14 protein-coding genes and 1 rRNA gene are annotated in these 18,349 nt (G+C 57.0%); 10 read left to right on the top strand and 5 right to left on the bottom strand.

What is annotated here, in order from left to right; all coding sequences use genetic code 11:
* The first annotated feature begins 7 nt into the window (after positions 1 to 7).
* The 4 genes from G5380_RS13995 to G5380_RS13980 all read left to right on the top strand — a co-directional run bounded on the left by G5380_RS13995 (position 8) and on the right by G5380_RS13980 (position 6,600).
* Positions 8 to 1,459, top strand: a complete 1,452-nt coding sequence (locus tag G5380_RS13995) for a curlin (protein WP_421352835.1) — start codon at positions 8 to 10, stop codon at positions 1,457 to 1,459.
* Positions 1,460 to 1,569: 110 nt separating this feature from the next.
* Positions 1,570 to 1,884 carry a curli-like amyloid fiber formation chaperone CsgH gene (gene csgH, locus G5380_RS13990; protein ID WP_407959568.1) on the top strand — a complete coding sequence of 105 codons (315 nt, stop codon included), beginning with the start codon at positions 1,570 to 1,572 and terminating at the stop codon, positions 1,882 to 1,884.
* An 89-nt stretch (positions 1,885 to 1,973) separates the two neighbouring features.
* On the top strand, positions 1,974 to 4,802 hold the full coding sequence (gene uvrA, locus G5380_RS13985) for an excinuclease ABC subunit UvrA (RefSeq protein ID WP_204384470.1): 2,829 nt from the start codon (positions 1,974 to 1,976) through the stop codon (positions 4,800 to 4,802).
* Between the two features lie 121 nt (positions 4,803 to 4,923).
* Complete coding sequence (locus tag G5380_RS13980) at positions 4,924 to 6,600, top strand: sensor domain-containing diguanylate cyclase (protein ID WP_421332968.1); 1,677 nt, start codon at positions 4,924 to 4,926, stop codon at positions 6,598 to 6,600.
* Here G5380_RS13980 and G5380_RS13975 read toward each other — a convergent pair.
* The gene (locus tag G5380_RS13975; protein WP_421236032.1) at positions 6,597 to 6,728 is read right to left on the bottom strand and encodes a hypothetical protein; all 132 of its coding nucleotides are present in this window, start codon (positions 6,726 to 6,728) and stop codon (positions 6,597 to 6,599) included. The two genes, G5380_RS13980 and G5380_RS13975, sit on opposite strands and share 4 nt — an antisense overlap.
* Before the next feature lie 330 nt (positions 6,729 to 7,058).
* Here G5380_RS13975 and G5380_RS13970 point away from each other — a divergent pair, with 330 nt between their 5' ends.
* The 3 genes from G5380_RS13970 (at position 7,059) to G5380_RS13960 (ending at position 11,353) form a co-directional block, all read left to right on the top strand.
* The gene (locus G5380_RS13970) at positions 7,059 to 7,655 is read left to right on the top strand and encodes an OmpW family outer membrane protein (protein ID WP_005340187.1); all 597 of its coding nucleotides are present in this window, start codon (positions 7,059 to 7,061) and stop codon (positions 7,653 to 7,655) included.
* Positions 7,656 to 7,877: 222 nt separating this feature from the next.
* Positions 7,878 to 9,857: a HAMP domain-containing methyl-accepting chemotaxis protein gene (locus G5380_RS13965; protein WP_421352834.1), complete on the top strand. Its 1,980-nt coding sequence runs from the start codon at positions 7,878 to 7,880 to the stop codon at positions 9,855 to 9,857.
* A gap of 8 nt (positions 9,858 to 9,865) precedes the next feature.
* Positions 9,866 to 11,353 carry an ABC transporter substrate-binding protein gene (locus G5380_RS13960; protein WP_421352833.1) on the top strand — a complete coding sequence of 496 codons (1,488 nt, stop codon included), beginning with the start codon at positions 9,866 to 9,868 and terminating at the stop codon, positions 11,351 to 11,353.
* A 73-nt stretch (positions 11,354 to 11,426) separates the two neighbouring features.
* Here the strand turns inward: G5380_RS13960 and G5380_RS13955 are convergent, their stop codons facing one another.
* Positions 11,427 to 12,227 (bottom strand): GNAT family N-acetyltransferase, encoded by an 801-nt coding sequence (locus G5380_RS13955; protein WP_421209389.1) that lies wholly within the window; start codon positions 12,225 to 12,227, stop codon positions 11,427 to 11,429.
* A 329-nt stretch (positions 12,228 to 12,556) separates the two neighbouring features.
* Between G5380_RS13955 and metF the strand changes: the two genes are divergently transcribed.
* Positions 12,557 to 13,447 carry a methylenetetrahydrofolate reductase gene (gene metF, locus G5380_RS13950; protein WP_421352832.1) on the top strand — a complete coding sequence of 297 codons (891 nt, stop codon included), beginning with the start codon at positions 12,557 to 12,559 and terminating at the stop codon, positions 13,445 to 13,447.
* A gap of 69 nt (positions 13,448 to 13,516) precedes the next feature.
* On the opposite strand, the gene G5380_RS13945 is transcribed toward metF, so the two are convergent.
* Positions 13,517 to 14,581 carry a DUF3103 family protein gene (locus G5380_RS13945; RefSeq protein WP_219295629.1) on the bottom strand — a complete coding sequence of 355 codons (1,065 nt, stop codon included), beginning with the start codon at positions 14,579 to 14,581 and terminating at the stop codon, positions 13,517 to 13,519.
* 122 nt (positions 14,582 to 14,703) lie between these two features.
* Positions 14,704 to 15,879 carry a benzoate/H(+) symporter BenE family transporter gene (locus tag G5380_RS13940; protein WP_421209385.1) on the bottom strand — a complete coding sequence of 392 codons (1,176 nt, stop codon included), beginning with the start codon at positions 15,877 to 15,879 and terminating at the stop codon, positions 14,704 to 14,706.
* Positions 15,880 to 15,998: 119 nt separating this feature from the next.
* On the opposite strand from G5380_RS13940, the gene G5380_RS13935 reads away from it, so the two are divergent.
* On the top strand, positions 15,999 to 16,568 hold the full coding sequence (locus G5380_RS13935; RefSeq protein ID WP_043822550.1) for a helix-turn-helix domain-containing protein: 570 nt from the start codon (positions 15,999 to 16,001) through the stop codon (positions 16,566 to 16,568).
* 16 nt (positions 16,569 to 16,584) lie between these two features.
* Here G5380_RS13935 and G5380_RS13930 read toward each other — a convergent pair whose 3' ends face one another.
* Entirely contained in the window at positions 16,585 to 17,781 is a 1,197-nt protein-coding gene (locus tag G5380_RS13930) for an NnrS family protein (RefSeq protein ID WP_421352831.1), read from the bottom strand.
* A 503-nt stretch (positions 17,782 to 18,284) separates the two neighbouring features.
* Here G5380_RS13930 and G5380_RS13925 point away from each other — a divergent pair.
* A 16S ribosomal RNA gene (locus tag G5380_RS13925) occupies positions 18,285 to 18,349 on the top strand; the annotation flags it as partial.

Here is an 18,349-nt window from a genome sequence, read left to right as displayed (position 1 = left end):
GGAAATCATGTTTAAACGTACCATCATTGCCTCGGCAGTTCTTCTGGCGACCAGCACCGCTTGGGCGGCATCTACTGGCAACCAGGCTACGGTGAACCAGGCCCAGAGCGGCAATATCGCCACCATTAACCAGGTGGTGGGAAGCGTCGATAACAAGGCTAACATCGATCAAGCTGGTAACAACAACACAGCTGTTACCACTCAAAAGAATACCGGCCAGTCAGATGCCGATACTCGGCAGGTAGGTGACAGTAACGAGGGTTACATCTTGCAACAAGGTGACACTAACCTCTCCAAAGCCTCCATCGATACAAAGGGGAACGACAACTTTGCTGATGTGATTCAGCAATTTGAGAATGGCGGTGCGGTTGCCGGGGTTGTGCAGGATGGGGATCGCAACGACGCCAAGATCAAGCAAGATAATGGTGACTTAGCTGACTCCAGGATCACTCAAATCTCGGATGGTAATCGGGCTGTCATTAATAACCAGATATCCGATTTCGCTCGGGCGAGTGTACAGCAGCTAGAAGGGGGGGCTCACCAGGCTGACGTGACCCAGACAGCGGCTGATGGAGCCAACGCCGAAGTGGTACAACGTGGAGAGAGCAATATCACCAAGGTGCTGCAGGCAACCGGTAACTATGACTATGCACCGGCGGAAGGAACATCTGCAGTGGTGACTCAGAGTGGTTCTTTGAACAATGCAGATGTCACTCAATACGATAGTGCCAACGTAGCGACTGTTGAACAAAGTGGAACCGGCGGTAAGGTGGTGACCCTGCAACAAGGATCTGATGCTGGGGAGGGCAACCACCTGCTGGCAAAACAGAGTGGTAGCAGCGAGTTTGCTGAGTTGAAACAAGATGGTAATCGCAACCGTATTGAGACCGACCAGCAAGGTACTGGCAATGATGCCTTGATCAACCAGACAGGTGATGACAACAAGGCCGTGGTCAATCAGTTAGCCAGCAGTACCGATGGTGCGGTCACCATTGATCAGGTAGGCAATGACAACTATGCCAATGCAGTGCAACAAGCAGGCAGCGGCAATACCATCGATATCGACCAGAACGGAACTGGCAACCAGGTTGCATCTGCTCGTGATGGTGAAGGCAAAGGCGCATGGACCTGGGGCTCGGACAACCAGCTGGTCGTTGCTCAGAAAGGTACTGACAACTGGGCTTATGCCGATGCGTCTCACTCTGAGTCTGTGGTCAAAGTGAGCCAGGATGGTGAGCTGAACAATGCCAAGGTTGAGTCCTACTTGGGTAGCGAGAACAAACTCACCGTGACCCAGAACGGCGCTGAGCACGAGGCTAATGTCTACGTCAATGCTGGGGTTGGTGGGGGGCGCAACACCGTTGATGTGGTGCAAAACGAAAGCTTTAATACTGCCAATGTGACCGTATTGGGCAGCGATAACCATGCCTATGTCTATCAAGGGGCTGGTAGCAACTGATGGTCATCTCCGGATTCAGGGGCCTGCGGGCCCCTCTTTTATTGGTGCTGCTCTGTGGGTTGATGCTGGTTCATCGCGTCGCTTCCCCAGCAAGCGCCAGGGGAAACGAGATGGAGCCCGATCCGTCGATCCGCTTGTCCCTCAATATGGCGCAGAACGAGCAGGGGCTGTCACTTGCGCCAACGCTGCTCAGCAAGCGCGACTTGATGGTGAGTGTCAGGTTGCTGGTGCGCAGCGAAGGGGCGGCCGGGAGCACGACTCAGCGCCAGAGCCGTAATCTGTCGCTGCAGGCAGGAGTGGTCATGGCGGTTGGCAAAATAGGGCTGGGTTTGCGTTGTCCCTATCGGGTCGAGGTCACCGCTCTGATATGGCAAAACGAGCGGCTGCTGGTGGAGAAAAAAGAGCAGATGGCGTGCGCCGGATGATGCGCATTTCATCTCATGACTGTCTATTCATCCAGTAGTCTCTATGCCATACTGACTCGCTCAGGTTTCTGTATCGAGCGTGCAACAAGATGGAAAAGATCGTGGTCCGGGGTGCTCGCACCCACAACCTCAAGAACATCAATCTGACCCTGCCCCGCGACAAGCTGATCGTGGTCACCGGCCTCTCCGGCTCGGGCAAATCCTCTCTGGCGTTCGATACCCTCTATGCAGAGGGGCAGCGCCGCTATGTGGAGTCCCTCTCCGCCTATGCTCGCCAGTTCCTCTCCCTGATGGAGAAGCCGGACGTCGACCATATCGAGGGGCTTTCGCCCGCCATTTCCATCGAACAGAAGTCCACTTCCCACAACCCGCGCTCGACCGTCGGTACCATCACCGAGATCTACGACTACCTGCGTCTGCTGTTTGCCCGGGTCGGTGAGCCGCGCTGCCCGACTCACGCCATTCCGCTCGCCGCCCAGACCATCAGCCAGATGGTGGATCAGGTGCTGGCTCAACCGGAGGGGAGCAAGCTGATGCTGCTGGCCCCGGTGGTGCGCGATCGCAAGGGGGAGCACACCAAGCTGCTGGAGAATCTGGCGGCCCAGGGCTACATCCGTGCCCGTATCGACGGCGAGGTGTGCGATCTCTCCGATCCTCCTACGTTGGAGCTGCACAAGAAGCACACCATCGAGGTGGTGGTGGATCGCTTCAAGGTGCGCGAGGACCTTGCCTTGCGTTTGGCCGAGTCGTTCGAGACGGCGCTGACCCTCTCTGGCGGCATCGTACTGGTGGTACCGATGGACGGTGAAGAGGGGGTTGCCCCCATGACCTTCTCCGCCAACTTCGCTTGCCCGGAGTGCGGCTACTCCATGTCGGAGCTGGAGCCGCGCATCTTCTCCTTCAACAACCCTGCAGGTGCTTGCCCGACTTGTGACGGCCTCGGGGTGCAGCAATATTTCGATCCGGCCAAGGTGATCGGCGATCCGGCCATCAGTCTGGCCAACGGCGCTATCCGTGGTTGGGACAAGCGCAGCTTCTACTACTTCCAGATGCTCAAATCCCTCTCCGAGCACTACAAGTTCGATCTGGAGACGCCGTGGGAAGATCTGCCGGTCAAGACCCAGGAGGTGATCCTGCGCGGCTCAGGTCGTACCGAGATCGAGTTCCGCTACATGAACGACCGCGGCGACGTGGTGGTGCGCAAGCACCCGTTCGAGGGGATCCTGCACAACATGGAGCGGCGCTACCGGGAGACCGAATCCAACTCGGTGCGCGAAGAGCTCTCCAAGTACATTGCCAACAAATCCTGTACCAGCTGCGGTGGCAGCCGGCTGCGGGAAGAGGCGCGTCACGTCTTCGTCGACAACCGCAACCTGCCGGCCATCGCCGAGCAGTCCATCGGTGATGCGCTCGCCTTCTTCGAAGGGTTGAACCTCACCGGCCAGCGCGCCCAGATTGCCGAGAAGATATTGAAAGAGATCGTCGAGCGGCTCGGCTTCCTGGTGAATGTTGGTCTCAACTACCTGAGCCTGTCCCGCAGTGCCGAGACTCTCTCAGGCGGCGAAGCGCAGCGCATTAGACTGGCCAGCCAGATCGGTGCCGGGCTGGTGGGCGTCATGTATGTACTCGATGAGCCTTCCATCGGTCTGCATCAGCGCGACAACGAGCGGTTGCTCAAGACCCTCACCCATCTGCGCGATCTGGGCAACACTGTGATCGTGGTGGAGCACGACGAGGATGCCATCCGCCTCGCCGACCATGTGCTGGATATCGGCCCGGGGGCTGGCGTGCACGGTGGCGAGATTGTTGCGCAGGGCACCCCCCAGCAGATCATCGACAATCCGGAATCGCTGACCGGTGACTACCTCTCCGGCCGCAAGCAGATCGCCATTCCGGCCGAGCGCACGCCGCTCACCGGCAAGTGGCTGAAACTCAAGGGGGCAAGCGGCAACAACCTGCGCAACGTCAACCTGGATCTGCCCATCGGGGTGATGACCTGCGTCACCGGCGTCTCCGGCTCCGGCAAGTCGACCCTGATCAACGACACCCTGTTCCGCATCGCTCATCGCGAGCTCAACAAGGCGACCGAGTCCACCCCGGCACCCTATCGCAGCGTCGAGGGGCTGGAGCATCTGGACAAGGTGGTGGATATCGACCAGAGCCCCATCGGTCGTACCCCGCGCTCCAACCCGGCCACCTACACCGGCCTGTTTACCCCGATCCGCGAGCTGCTCTCCGGCACCCAGGAGGCGCGTTCACGCGGCTACCAGCCGGGCCGTTTCTCTTTCAACGTGAAGGGGGGCCGCTGCGAGGCGTGCCAGGGGGATGGCGTCATCAAGGTGGAGATGCACTTCCTGCCGGACGTCTACGTGCCGTGCGATGTCTGCAAGGGCAAGCGATATAACCGCGAGACCCTGGAGGTGAAATACAAGGGCAAGAACATCCACGAAATCCTCGAGATGACGGTGGAAGATGCCCGCGAGTTCTTCGATCCGGTGCCGGCGGTGGCGCGCAAGCTGCAGACCCTGATGGACGTGGGCCTCTCCTATATCCGCCTCGGCCAGTCGGCCACAACCTTGTCTGGCGGTGAGGCACAGCGGGTCAAGCTGGCGCGGGAGCTCTCCAAGCGGGATACCGGTCAGACTCTCTACATTCTGGACGAGCCGACCACCGGGCTGCACTTCCACGATATCCAGCAACTGCTCAAGGTGCTGCACCAGCTGCGGGATCGTGGCAACACCATCGTCATCATCGAGCACAATCTGGATGTCATCAAAACTGCCGACTGGATCGTCGATCTGGGTCCGGAGGGGGGCGCCGGTGGTGGCCGCATTCTGGTGACGGGGACGCCGGAAGAGATTTGCACCAATAAAGAGTCTCATACAGCTCGTTTTTTGCGGCCACTATTGGCGCGATAAGCCGTTATAATCGAGGGGCCTTTGGCCCCTTTTTGTTATAAAAATCGGGAGCATAGGGGGAAGCTCGTCAAGTGTGGGCAGGCTTGGCATCTCAGCATCATGGTAATGGATATATCGGGTTATGGCTCAGGCTCCGCGTACGATTGATCATCAGTTGGCTTACTCCATGCTCCCTATCTGGCTGGGGGCTATCCTGCTATTGCTGGTCCTGCTGGCGTGGGCCCAGATCCCGGCAGCCAGCCGGATTGAAGAGCAGCGAATGAAGGAACATCTGCTGCGCGTGACCAAGGCGGTGCAGGCGGATGTGGCCGCTCTGGACGCATTCAGTCGTGATTGGGGCATCTGGGATGACAGTCACCGCTTTATGGGCAACAAAAGCAGGACATATATCGAATCCAATCTGCTTAGTGATATGCCAATGCAGGACTTTCGCCTTAATCTGATGAGTTTCATTGACCTCACTGGTTACGAGGTCTGGACGCGCACTCTGCTGCCTGATGCGCCGGGGATCAACCCTGATCAGTTTCCCTATTTCCTTGATGAGCTGAAAAAGCAGTTGAGAGCCCGGTCAGTGGCGCAAGGAGGTATCAACCTGCACGGCATCAGAGCCTCCCAATGGGGGCCGCTGATGTATTCGTGGCAGCCGATCAGAGACAGCGATGACACCGCTCCCTTCAATGGCTTTTTGCTGGTTGTGCGCTGGCTTGATGAAGAGTATCTCAAGCAGGTATCTGAGCGTACTGCATTGCCTCTTGCTATCGAACACACCAGCCTGCATGTCATTACCCCCTTCAAACCGCTGAAACCACAAATGACCTATCGTCTGATCGACCTTGGCCTGACCCGGCTCAGGGGGGAGGTTCGTTTGCTTAACAGTGATAACCAGCCCGTATTGACGTTGGTAATTGAGGAAGAGCGGCAACTGTTGGGCAGTGTAATGGAAGGGGCGATCTGGACCTTTATCGGCATGCTGCTGATTAGTTTTGTCTGCGTCATGATCGCCATGTACCGGCTCAACGGCATTGTGCTTACCCCCTTGCAGCAGCTGGTGTCGGCACTGCAGCGCTTTGGGGATCGACCCGAGGCGGATTTGATCCCCTATATCGATAGCAGTGTCGAGATGGCGACCCTGAGCGGCAAGTTCAGGGAGATGGCCTGCAAGGTCACTCGGCAGCATGATGATTTGTTGGAGCGATCCAGCCAGATGGAGATGGCGGCATTTACTGATCCCCTGACCCGTTGCTTCAACCGTCGCTATCTGGATAGCTGGTTGCAAGACAATTGGGCCCGCCCTTGTCAGCTGTTACTGCTCGATCTCGATCATTTCAAACGGATCAACGACCGATTTGGTCATGATATGGGTGATCTGGTGTTGCAGCAGCTGGCAGAACTGCTGCACAAGCTGGTGGTGAGTGACGCCGAGCCCGTTATCCGGTTGGGAGGGGAGGAGTTTTTACTCCTGTTGCAGGTGGATAATGAGCAAGAGTTGGTACAGCGTGCCGATTATCTGAGGCTTCGTGTTGTTCAGCACCGTTTCGGTTCGGAGGAGAGGCCGCTATGGTTAACGGTTTCATCGGGATATTGTCGGTATCCTCTGCATCCGGCGTGCCCCGATACCTTCTGGAGCCACAGTTTCAAGCTGGCCGACCTGGCGCTCTATCAGGCAAAACTGAGGGGCCGTAATCGATGCTGTGGCTATTCGGGCACTCTGTCTGTTCGGGAGGTGATGGAACAGACCCCGGAGCAACTTGTCGAAGGGAATAGTCTTGCGTTGCAACATACTGTCAGCCCGGATTAGCCCTGCCGGACCAATACCAGATAGGCCAGGGCGACAATAAAACCGAGCAGGATAAAGAGAAAGGATCCGATTCCCCACACGGCCGCGAGAAAGGCCCCCATCTTTTGCCATTTCGACTCATTTTTCATAAATAAACCATTACTTCCCAGTAACTTGCATGGCGCAAAAAATACGCTGATTTGCCCACATTAACAACAATTAATAGCCACTCTGCCGCGCAATAAGATGTGGTTTGTTTGCTCCTTTTGGCGCTGGATACGGGTAGTTACAACCTGTCGAAACAGGTATTTCAGCTTGTTGTCTGGGGGCTCAACGAGATTGAGATGGCGTGCAAAGATGTCACACCAATCGATTTATTTCTGTGCAACCTTTGCTCCAAGTCAATAACTTTGCATTTACAATGGCATATAGTCAGCGGGCTTACAGCATCAAATGAAAACAAAAAAAGGGATTACGTGATGAAAAAATTACTTCCTCTGATGATTGCCGCAGCAGTGACCTCTCCTTTCGCCATGGCCCATCAGGCTGGCGACATTCTGGTTCGTGGTGGTTTGGCATTTGTATCGCCGCAGGAAAGCAGCACGCCTGTAGAGCTGGAAATTAATGACAACATGCAATTGGGATTGACTCTCTCTTACATGATTACTGATAACTGGGGTGTCGAATTGCTGGCTGCAACCCCCTTCTCTCATTCAGTCAAACTGGGTGGCGCTGAAGTTGCCAAGATCAAGCATCTGCCGCCGACTCTGATGGGTCAGTACTATTTTGGCGATGCTCAAAGCAAGGTTCGCCCGTATGTCGGTATTGGCGTGAACTACACCACCTTCTTTGATGAAGAGGGTCGTGGTGCACTGTCAGGAACCGATGTCAAAGTCGATGACTCCTGGGGTGTTGCCGGACAAGTTGGTATCGATATGGCGATCACTGACCGCTGGTTTGTCAACGGTTCAGCCTGGATCATGGATATCGATACCGATGTGCATACAGCGATTGGCACCATTAATACCAAGGTCGACCCGATGGCCTTTATGGTGGGTGTTGGCTACCGCTTCTAATGATTCTGGCTGCGGTTCTGAACGGACCGCGGAAGATAGCAAAGTACGTCTCTTTCAGCCCGGCTTGTGCCGGGCTTTTTTCGTATGGCTGATTTTGTCTGTACTGTGATCCAACCCGATACAAATCAATTAAATACCTACCGCTTTATTTCAGTTATTCGCCACCCCTGCCGATAGTGACTATGTTCACTTTACCTTCCCCCAATGAGTGAGGATGTCTCCATGGGTTTATCTATCGTGCAGCGGATCATCGCCGGATTCGTGTTGATGCTGCTGTTGCTGATCCTGCTTGGTGTGATCAGTACCTTTAAAATCAAGGGTATAAATGACGGCCTCTCTGCCGTATCTGACCGGGCAACCCCGCTGGTGGTGGCTGTCGCAGGTCTCAAGGGGGCACTGCAGGATAGTAACCGCTGGGTGCTGGTCTATCGCACCAGTGAAGATGCGGCCCAGTTGCCGCAGCTGGCCAATCAGTTCAAGGAGCAGCAGAACCGCTTCGCCCAGCTGAGTCAGGAGATGGGTAAATTTACCGACGTAGCGGATGCTCGTGCCCGCTTCCAGCAGGTCGAGAGTGCTACCACCCAATTTTATGGCTTGGCGGATCAGGTGTTGGCCCAGCATCGGCAGTGGGTCAGTGCACTGGAGCGGCGCCACAAGCTGGAGATGGAATTTATCCGCCTTGAGGATACTTACCAGTGGGCGGCGGATCTGCTGCTGCAACAGACCGCCAGCAAACGCTCCATGCGCAACAAGGCGGAGCTTATTACCTCGGGTATCGCCCGCGACCTGAAGAATATCCGCCGTGCCGATGCCAAAACCGACCTGAACGAGCTGGAAAAGGTACTCAGCAAGGATATCGAGATGGCCCGCAAGCGGTTGGAGCGGGTGCTGGTGCCCGATGATGTGAAAGCGCGCTTTGTCTCCAATCTGGATCGGATGCAGGAGTTGGCGCTCGGCGCTCAGGGCTTGCTGGCAACCATGCGTCAGGCTCAGCAACTGGCGCTGTCGCTGGCCACGCAAAATCAGCAGCTGGATGCCAGTCTGGTCAACAGCCTCAATTTGCTCGATGAGATGGGCAAGTCCGCCGGTGCCATCGCCAGCGACAGCCGGATCAACGCCGATGCGGCGGTCAGCAGTGCCAGCTTCTGGATCCTGGTGGTTGCCGCGATGTCGGCCGCTGCGGCGCTGGTGATCGGCTATACCACTGCGCGCAGCATTCAGCGCCCGTTGCAGATGATCAACAAGGAGCTCGATTACATGGCGGCCGGTGACATGACCCGCCGCATCAACTACCGCAGCAGTTGTGAATTTGGCAGCCTTTCCCGCTCTATCGATACGCTGGCGGGCAAGACCGGTGAACTACTCTCTCAAATCAATGCGGGCTCCCGCCATCTGGTGGATGAGGCGAGCCGGGCCGCCGAGATCAGCGAACGGGCCATGTCCCGGGTACAAGAGCAGAAGAGCCAGACCGATCAGGTGGCCGCCGCCATTACCGAGCTGGAAGTGAGCGCCACCGAGGTGGCCCGCTCTACCGATGGCACCAAGCGGGAAGTGGATCTGGCCGATGAAGAGGCGCGTAATGGTCGCCAGAAAGTGGCCACCACTCGCCGGATCACCGAGCAGCTGGCTGGCGCCATGGAAGAGGCGGTCGGGATCACCTACAAACTTGGGGAATTCAGCAACAACATCGGCAGCATTCTCGATGTGATCCGCAGCATTGCCGAGCAGACCAACCTGCTGGCGTTGAACGCTGCCATCGAAGCGGCTCGTGCTGGCGATGCCGGTCGCGGTTTTGCGGTGGTGGCCGATGAGGTACGGGCGCTGGCCAATCGCACCCAGACCTCGACCGAAGAGATCCAGGGGATGATTGAGAACCTGCAGAGCTCCAGCAAGCATGTGGTTGAAGTGATGGGGCGTAGCCAGGAGCAGACCCAGAGCTGTGTCGAGCAGACTCGCGAGATGGATGTGGCGCTGCAATCCATTGCCGATCGGATGGGGGCCATCAAGTCGATGGCGGATCAGGTGGCCCATGCCGCTCAGGAGCAGATCTCCGTCAGTCAGGGGGTCGCTCGTCATATCGCCGGTATTGCCGATGTGGCATACGAGACTGAGCGCGAGGCGCGCGAATCCGCCAGTAGCAGCGAAGTGCTGGCCGACCTGGTCGCCAAACAGCAGCAATTGATCGCACATTTCAAGGTCTAGGAGGGCTTATGTCTAAAAAGTGGATTGGAGCCCTGAGTCTCCTGTTGTGTGGCCAGCTGATGGCCAGCGAGCTGGTGATTGAAAGCTGGCGAACCGATGACAAGGCGTTGTGGGAGCAGAAGATTATCCCGGCGTTTGAAGCGGCGCATCCCGGCATCAAGGTGAGTTTTCATCCGGTGCAGAACGTCAACTACATGCCCACCCTGTGGGAGAGCCTGAAAGGCGGTAAGGCGGGGGATCTCATTACCTGTCGTCCGTTTGATGACTCGCTCGCCCTGTTCAAGGCGGGCCATCTGGCCGAGCTTACCGAAATGGCAGGGATGGAGAACTTCCCGAGTTTTGCCCAGTCACCCTGGCAGACTGACTCCGGTGCCCAGACCTTCTGCGTACCCATGGCCTCGGTGATTCATGGCTTCTTCTATAACAAGAAGATCTTCAGTGAGTTGGGGCTCACCTTGCCGCAAACCCGCGATCAGTTCTTTGCCGTGCTGGACAAGATCAAGGCCGACGGTCGCTATGTGCCGCTGGCCATGAGCGGTTCCGAGAGTTGGGTTGCCTCCGAGCTGGGGTTCCAGAACATTGGTCCCAACTACTGGAAGGGAGAGGACGGCCGTCTGGCACTGATCGGCGGGCAGGAGCGGTTGGACAACCCGCAATATGTGAAGGTGTTCGATGAGCTGGCGCGCTGGCGCTCCTACCTCGGTGAAGGTGGCGAGAGCCGCGATTATGCGACCAGTAACGAGCTGTTCACCTCGGGCAAGGCCGGCTTCTACGTGGCGGGCTCCTGGGAGATTGCCCCCTTCACCGGCAAGGTCGATTTTGGCGTCATGCGTCCGCCGGTGGCCAAACAGGGTGATGGCTGTTTCTTTACCGACCACACCGATATCGGTATGGGGATGAACCCGGCCAGCAAGAACAAAGAGGGGGCAATGGCCTTCCTGCAGTGGCTGACGACGCCGCAATTTGCCGAGCTCTATACCAACTCGCTGCCGGGATTCTTCTCCCTCTCCAACCACTTCTTCGATGTCACCAATCCGGCGGCCAAAGAGATGATGGAGTGGCGCGATCAGTGTGACTCCACCATTCGGGTGGCGACCCAGATCCTCTCCCGTGGTACGCCCAAGTTGGGGGATGAACTGGCAGAGGTGAGTCAGGCTGTGCTGCTTGGCAAGATGGAGCCCAAAGCTGCCGCGGATCGACTGGAAAGTGGTTTGAAGGGGTGGTATGCCCCTCATCAGGGCAATAAGGCCAAGAGCGCGGATTGTCAGTGTGATACGGTTGCCCCTGCCTCGGTTTCAACACCGACAGCTGAGGTGTCAGCAGCCCCCGCGACCAGTGAAACACCGGCCGTGGTGGCACCAGCTGTGACTCCCGCAGAACCCGCATCAGCGGCCGCTGCCCCATTACCGGCGCCGTCGGATGAGGTGGAGCAGGCGCTCTCCAACGAGCTGGAGGCGCCACAGCAGCCACAGCAGCCACAGCAGCCACAGCAATAGGTCATCTGCATCAATAAAAACGGGAGGCATCAGCCTCCCGTTTTTTTATGGCTCGCGGCCAGCATGTATCGCTTTATTGTGCTTCGTGGGGCCAGCGGCAGAGGCTGCCGATGCGGGCAACCGGGGCAAACCCCAGAGAGCGGTAAATGCGCTGGGCATGGTAATGCTCGTCAGCCACTATGATCAGCTGTTTGGCACGGGATAATCCTGCGCGAGCCACTTGACTCAGCAGCTGGCGGCATAACCCCTGATTGCGCCACGCATGGTGCGTGCGTACCAACTGGAAGCGCCCAAGTGTGCCGCAAAAGAAGAGGCCACAGCTGGCGACCAGTTGTTCCTCTTTCCAGATCCCCCACCAGTCCCCGAGACCATCGGCAATCATGGCCTGATAGAGCGCCTGGCGGGATCGCAGATAGGGGAGATAGCTCTGTTCCGAGTGTCCCTCATCCCGTTCATTGAGTTCGAAGTCGAGCCACTCAGGCCAATCAGCAGTAGTGAAGGTGCGTGCCTCAACCTTGTTCATGTCGTCGTGAGGAGGTGGGCAGCTCTGTTCATCCAGCGCCAGTACCACGCACTCCATATATTGGTATCCCGTTGCGACAAAACCGGCGATCCGGCTGTTTTGCCCGGCGGCCAGCGGCCATTGGAAGGTGCGGTGGCGCACTCGAGGATCCTGGCCGATCAGCTGATCAAATGTGGCTTCCAGCCAGCCTTTGTCACGGTCGCTGGGTGGGTTGGGGAGTAGCAGGTAGTTGTCGAAGTAGTAGTCGGGAGCATCCGGCGTGCGAACCGCCCAGAACTGATCGTGCTGAACAACCTCGCCCTGATAGCGATCGAACAGCAAGTCGGTGGCAAAGCCGGGGTGGGTATCCATGATGGTGCTCCTGCAAAGACTCATTCTGTTATCGGCAGGAGTGGGAAATAGATGAAAAGGGGCCGGAGAAACCTCCGGCCAAACAATCACACGCAGATTCAGAACGTCCAGGACGATCTGACCCCATCATAACTCGACTGGGGCAATTTTGGGATGGGCACTTTTCGGTTACGTACCGTTAATTTTGTAATTATGAAGTTCGTCAGATCGGATGTGAGGTAAATCCCTGTTGACTTTGTGTCGTTTTACTCATAAATATAAAGACGTTTAGACGTCCAAACATCCGTTTTGACGTAGGCAGATGGATTGCAGGACAGGGAGAAGAACATATGGGATTTCACAGTGCACGTCAGGTTGAGGCGCTCAACCAGAGCTTGGCAGATTTGAATGGCGATATATCGGTCAGTTTCGAGTTTTTTCCGCCCAATAGTGAAGCGATGGAGAATACCCTCTGGCAGTCCATCGAACGGCTGAAAGTGCTGGAACCCAAGTTCGTCTCCGTCACCTATGGTGCCAACTCCGGCACCCGTGATCGCACCCACAAGGTGATCAAGGACATCAAGGAGCGAACCGGCCTGATTGCCGCGCCGCACCTGACCTGTATCGATGCCAGTCGCGACGAGCTGCGCACCATCGCCCGCGACTACTGGAACAGCGGTATTCGTCACATCGTGGCTTTGCGCGGTGATTTGCCGCAGGGGCTGGAGAAGCCGGATATGTATGCCACCGATCTGGTTGCTCTGCTCAAGTCAGAGGCGGACTTCGATATCTCGGTTGCCGCCTATCCGGAAGGGCACCCGGAGGCCAAGAGTGCGCAATCCGACCTGCTCAACCTCAAGCGCAAGATTGATGCCGGTGCCAACCGCGCCATCACTCAGTTCTTCTTCGATGTGGAAACGTATTTGCGCTTTCGGGATCGCTGCGCCGCCATCGGTATTGATGCTGAAATCGTGCCGGGGATCCTGCCGGTCTCCAACTATCAGACCCTGGCCAAGTTTGCCGGTTTTACCAACGTGAAGATCCCGCGTTGGATGCATCAGCGTTTCGAGGGGTTGGATAACGATCAGATGACTCGCAATCTGGTGGGGGCTAGCATCGCCATCGATCAGGTGCGCGTGCTGAGTCAGGAAGGGGTGAAGGATTTCCACTTCTATACCCTGAACCGCTCCGAGCTGACTTATGCCATCTGCCATACTCTGGGGGTTCGTCCCAAGGGTTGACCGGTGGTCACCGCGATAAAAGCAAAAAGCCAATGAGTTGCTCATTGGCTTTTTCGTTATGGCCGATTATCAAGGTCTGGTCGGGGCGATCTCTTTTGGCTCAAGATCGATAACCGCATTACCGGCAGCCCCCGGATACTGGCGATAGACCTGATCCTGCTCCAGTGTGTAGAAGGTATCCAGATAGTCGTCGTTGTTGGTCATCCAGGAGTCGGGCAGTGCCTTGACGATGCGACCGCCGAGATCGAGGAAGGGCAGGGCTTCCGGCACGCCACCCGCAGTAAAGCCGAGTTTGAGAGCTTCAATCAGCAGGGCGCTCAGCTCCTTATAGTTGACGTTGTCATCCTGCTCCATCATCACCACATCGACGGCACCCCAGCGATAGCGATCCCAGTAAACCAGGATCTGGTTGGGGGTGTAGTCTGTGTTGTCATAGTCGAGGTAGGGCATGTCGACAATATCGACCACTGGTTCATCCCGGCTGGGATTAACCCCTGCGACCACAGCATACACTTCGGCTGCGCCGAGCAGCCAGGGCTCCTGATCATCCTTCAGCCTGATCTTTTTCAGGATACTGGTCTTGAGTGGCACTGTGCTGGCCGTTACTCGCGGGGCGCTTTGCAGGTCCGCATCGGCCAGCGCCTTGCGCATCACCTTCAAGCCTGCGTTTTTGGCTTTGACGGGATCGGCTTCGACTACCAGAACCGGCCGGGCCGGAGCCTTGTCCACATCCAGATAGACGGGATTGCCAGCACTATCGAACGCTTCAATGGCGCTCCAGCTCTTCTCATCCCCACTTGGAACATAGGCGACCAGCGGTTCGACGCCCTGCTGCAGTGCTGTGGCCTGATCGGTGTTGGCCAGCCTCAACTGCATCAGTTGCTTGACCTCGCCATCCAGTCCTTGCCGGCTGATGGCTGCCTGGTTGGCATCGCTCGCCTGCCGTTTAAGGCGCGGGCTGGCCTTCTGCAGCAGGTTGGGAAGCGGGCTCTGGTATTGCTGATTGCTCAGCAGGGGCAGCAGGTTTTTCTGCTGAAGTGCGAGCTGGCGAGCCAGCTCTCGATCCGTATCGGCAGCCTGGACGCTCGTAGCACCCAGTATGGCCAGTAGTAACAAGACAGCCTGATTTTTCATTTTTATACTCCGTTGCATGGAACCTGACAGGGCACCATGTCCGGGAAGATTGGTGCCCTGACGCCACTAGAAGGAAATTAGTTTCACTTGTGAATCATTTTATCTGGATAGTGTGCAGAGGTTCACGGTTTGAGGTTCAATTGATTCCTTTGTCGATATAATTGGAACTGATAGATAGCCAGACCAATCAGCAGACCCCAGCAGGCTGCCGCGATGCCGAGCAGGCTGATCCCGGACGCGGTAATGATAAAGGTGAGCAGCGCAGCTTCTCGCGCTTCATCCTCTTGCAAGGCCGAGTGCAGGCTGCTGCCGATGGTGCCGAGCAGGGCTAGCCCTGCAACACAGGTCACCAGTATCGCCGGGAAGGCCGTGAACAGCGCCGCCACCGTGGCCCCGAAACAGCCGGTCAGCAGATAGAAGCAGCCAGCCCACACTGCCGCGGGCCAGCGCCGGTTGGCATCCGGATCCACCTCTTTCCCCATGCAGATGGCCGCAGTGATGGCCGCCAGGTTGAAGGCGTAACCGCCGAATGGAGCCAGCAGCAGACCGGTGAGGCCAGTCCAGCTGATCAGCGAGGAGGTGGAAGGCTGATAGCCGTGGGCCCGCAAGATGGCAATTCCCGGCATGTTTTGCGATGTCATGGTGACAATGAACAGCGGCAGCGCGATACCAAACAGAGCATCAAGGGAGAAGGCTGGCCATGTCCAGACCGGGCTGGCGAGTTGCCAGTGAAGGGTGCCCATTTGCAAATCCCCCCGCACGCTGCAGATCAGCATCCCCACTCCCAGTACCAGCACCATGGTATAGCGGGGCCAGAGATGACGACCCAGCAGGAAGGCCAGCAGCAGGGTGCCAAGCAGCAAGGGATCTTGCGGGGCGACCTTGAACAGATCCAGCCCGAATTTGAGCAGCACGCCAGCCAGCATGGCGGCGGCCAGTGGAGCCGGGATATGTTTCATCAAACGGTCGAACCAGCCGCTGATGCCACACAGAGTGATCAGCAGGGACGAGATCACAAAGGCGCCGATGGCTTCCGCCAGAGTGAAGTTGCCCAGCGTGGTGATCAGCAGTGCCGCACCCGGTGTGGACCAGGCGGTTAGTATGGGTATGCGGTAATAGAGAGAGAGGCCGATGCAGCTCACCCCCATGCCGATCCCCAGCGTCCAGAGCCAGGAGGCGACTTGAGCTGTATCTGCACCCGCCGCTGTGGCGGCCTGGATGATCAGGATGACGGAGCTGGTGTAGCCGACCATCACGGCGATAAATCCTGCGACCAGATGGGGGATGGCGAAGGGCATGACTCTTCCTCTTGGCGTTGTGACGCGCTGTGCGTTATTACGTACAATACAGCTTTGACTATATCGCCGTGCGCTATAGCGTACAAGGCGCATCGTGCAAGAGTAATAAAGAGGCAGTTATGCAAGAGATGAGTCAGCATCTGGCTGCTCGACTGAAGGGGCTGCGCAGCGAGCGCGGCTGGAGCCTGGATGCCGCCGCGCGCGAAACGGGTGTCAGCAAGGCGATGCTGGGGCAGATTGAGCGGGGAGAGTCCAGCCCGACAGTGGCGACGCTGTGGAAGATCGCCACCGGTTTTCGAGTCTCATTTTCCAGTTTCATCGAGCCCACACCCGCCACGCCGGAAGAGGTGCTCTATCGCACCGCCGATGCTATTCGCCAGCAGCCTGCGGGTGAGGGCATGCAAGTGGCACCGCTCTTCCCTTATGAAAACCGGTTTGGTTTCGAGTTGCTTGAGCTGACCCTGTTACCGGGTTACCAGCGTGAATCCGAGCCCCATGAGCCGGGAGTGACCGAGCATGTCATCGTCATCAGCGGCATGATGGAGGTGCTGGTGGAAGGGGAGTGGCGCTCATTTGAGCAAGGGGAGGCGGTGCGTTTTGCTGCCGACCGTCCCCACGGTTATCGCAATCTCGGCATAGCCCCGGCTATTTTTCACAACTTGATCCACTATCCGGTGGCAACACCCTGAACATGTTACGCAGTCATCAACCCGGACGACCATCTGCTCTGGGGCGGATCAGTATCGGGGTATAGACCCAGACAAACAGACCATAGGCAGCGATCCAGGCAAGCGCGCTGAGGTTCCAGCCATGCAGGGTAAAAGTGGGCCAGAACAGGGGAATCGCCACCCGCATTGTGGCGGCAGCGATAACCAGGGCGAATGCGCCAGTGATCCTGCGTCCTACCTGCAAGGCTCGACCGCTATGGCCGAGGGAGACTCGCGCAATCATGCCCAGGATCATGGTCCCCATGCAGCCTGCGCTGAGCAGGTGGCTGGCCATCGACAACGTGATGGGCAGATCCGCGCTATGTGCCGCAAGGGCGAACAGGCCAAGAGGGATAAACAGATAAGCGAGATGGAGTGACCACAGCAGGGGATGCGTAAGGGTCGATGGCAGATGCCAACGCAGTTGTCGCCACAGATGCAAACTCGCCGCCACTATATAGAGAGGCACTATATATATGCTGGTGACCCATTGGGTGGGGAGCAGCAGCCAGCAGAGCAAGATAAGCCACTGTGTCGCGAGCGCAGTCCGTTCCAGCCAGAGTAGAGGTGCAGCTTTCTCCTGACCGGTTGCTCGGGCGGTGAAGAACGGAATCACCCTTCCACCCATCACGGCGATCAGGGTGGTAAACAACAGCACAGTGGTGATCAATAGGTGCTCAACGGTGGTCCAATCGGCCTGCCATAACCAGCTGGCGCCATTGAGCAGGGTCAGTATCAGCAACAGGGGCACGAAGAAGAGGTTGCGCCATTGCCGGGTTATCAAGATAGGCTTGGCAAGGAACCAGGCGCACAGCGGCAGCCAGAGCAGGTCTGCTACCATCAGGAGCGTATTCTCTTCACCCAGCCAGGGTAACAAGGTCCTTGGCAACATCCACAACCCCACCACCATTGCCAATGGCCAGCTCCGAACCCCGGGATGGGCCGTCCAGTTCTGCACCGCGGTGAGCAGAAAACCCGCGACGATGGCAGCCCCGAAACCAAACAGCATCTCATGACCATGCCACCAGGTCGGGTTGGCAATCCCTGGCAAGGTAAGCCAACCGTTGAGCTGCCCCAACCAGAGCAACATGCCGACGGCAGCAAACAGAGAACCGAACAAGAAGAAGGGTCGGAACCCCAGGCGGAACAGCGGGACGATTTGCTCTTCCTTATGGCTATCGAGGATTTGATGCATGAGGGTATTCCAATTAAACATTTGAGATGGCAATTATAAATTGGCTTTTCAAATGTTCAATTTAAATCCGGCAATAGCCAGGATTGATGTCATTTTGAGCAAAAAAAGAGGGGGTTGCTTGATATCTGAGCGAACTAACTTTTTTGCTGAAAAAGCCCTTGCCATCCAGGCGCGGCTCCCTATAATGCGCCCCTACCAGCACGGCGGAACACGCCGAACTGATGAGCCAGCTTCCTTGTGAAGCCGGCGCCGAAAGAAAAGCGAAAACAATCGCTTGACTTTCGAGGTGAGAAGCGTAATATGCGCCTCCTCAACGCGACAAGCGTGACGCTCTTTAACAATTTGAATCAAGCAATCTGTGTGGGCACTCACAGCATCGAACATCAAAAACAATTTTTGATTTTCAATGTCTGGTGAAGTGACCAAGACGATTTCTTAGCAATAAGAAGTCGAACAGTTTATTTCAGCAATTCATTGAGCCGCTTTTCGAAGCAACCAAACTTAAATTGAAGAGTTTGATCATGGCTCAGATTGAACGCTGGCGGCAGGCCTAACACATGCAAGTCGA

It is taken from the genome of Aeromonas sp. 604443, assembly GCF_049170315.1.
In the GTDB taxonomy this organism is placed as follows: Bacteria; Pseudomonadota; Gammaproteobacteria; order Enterobacterales; family Aeromonadaceae; genus Aeromonas; species Aeromonas veronii_A.
The sequence above is the reverse complement of the archived record's forward strand: the minus strand, read 5'-3'. Positions and strand labels throughout refer to the sequence as shown.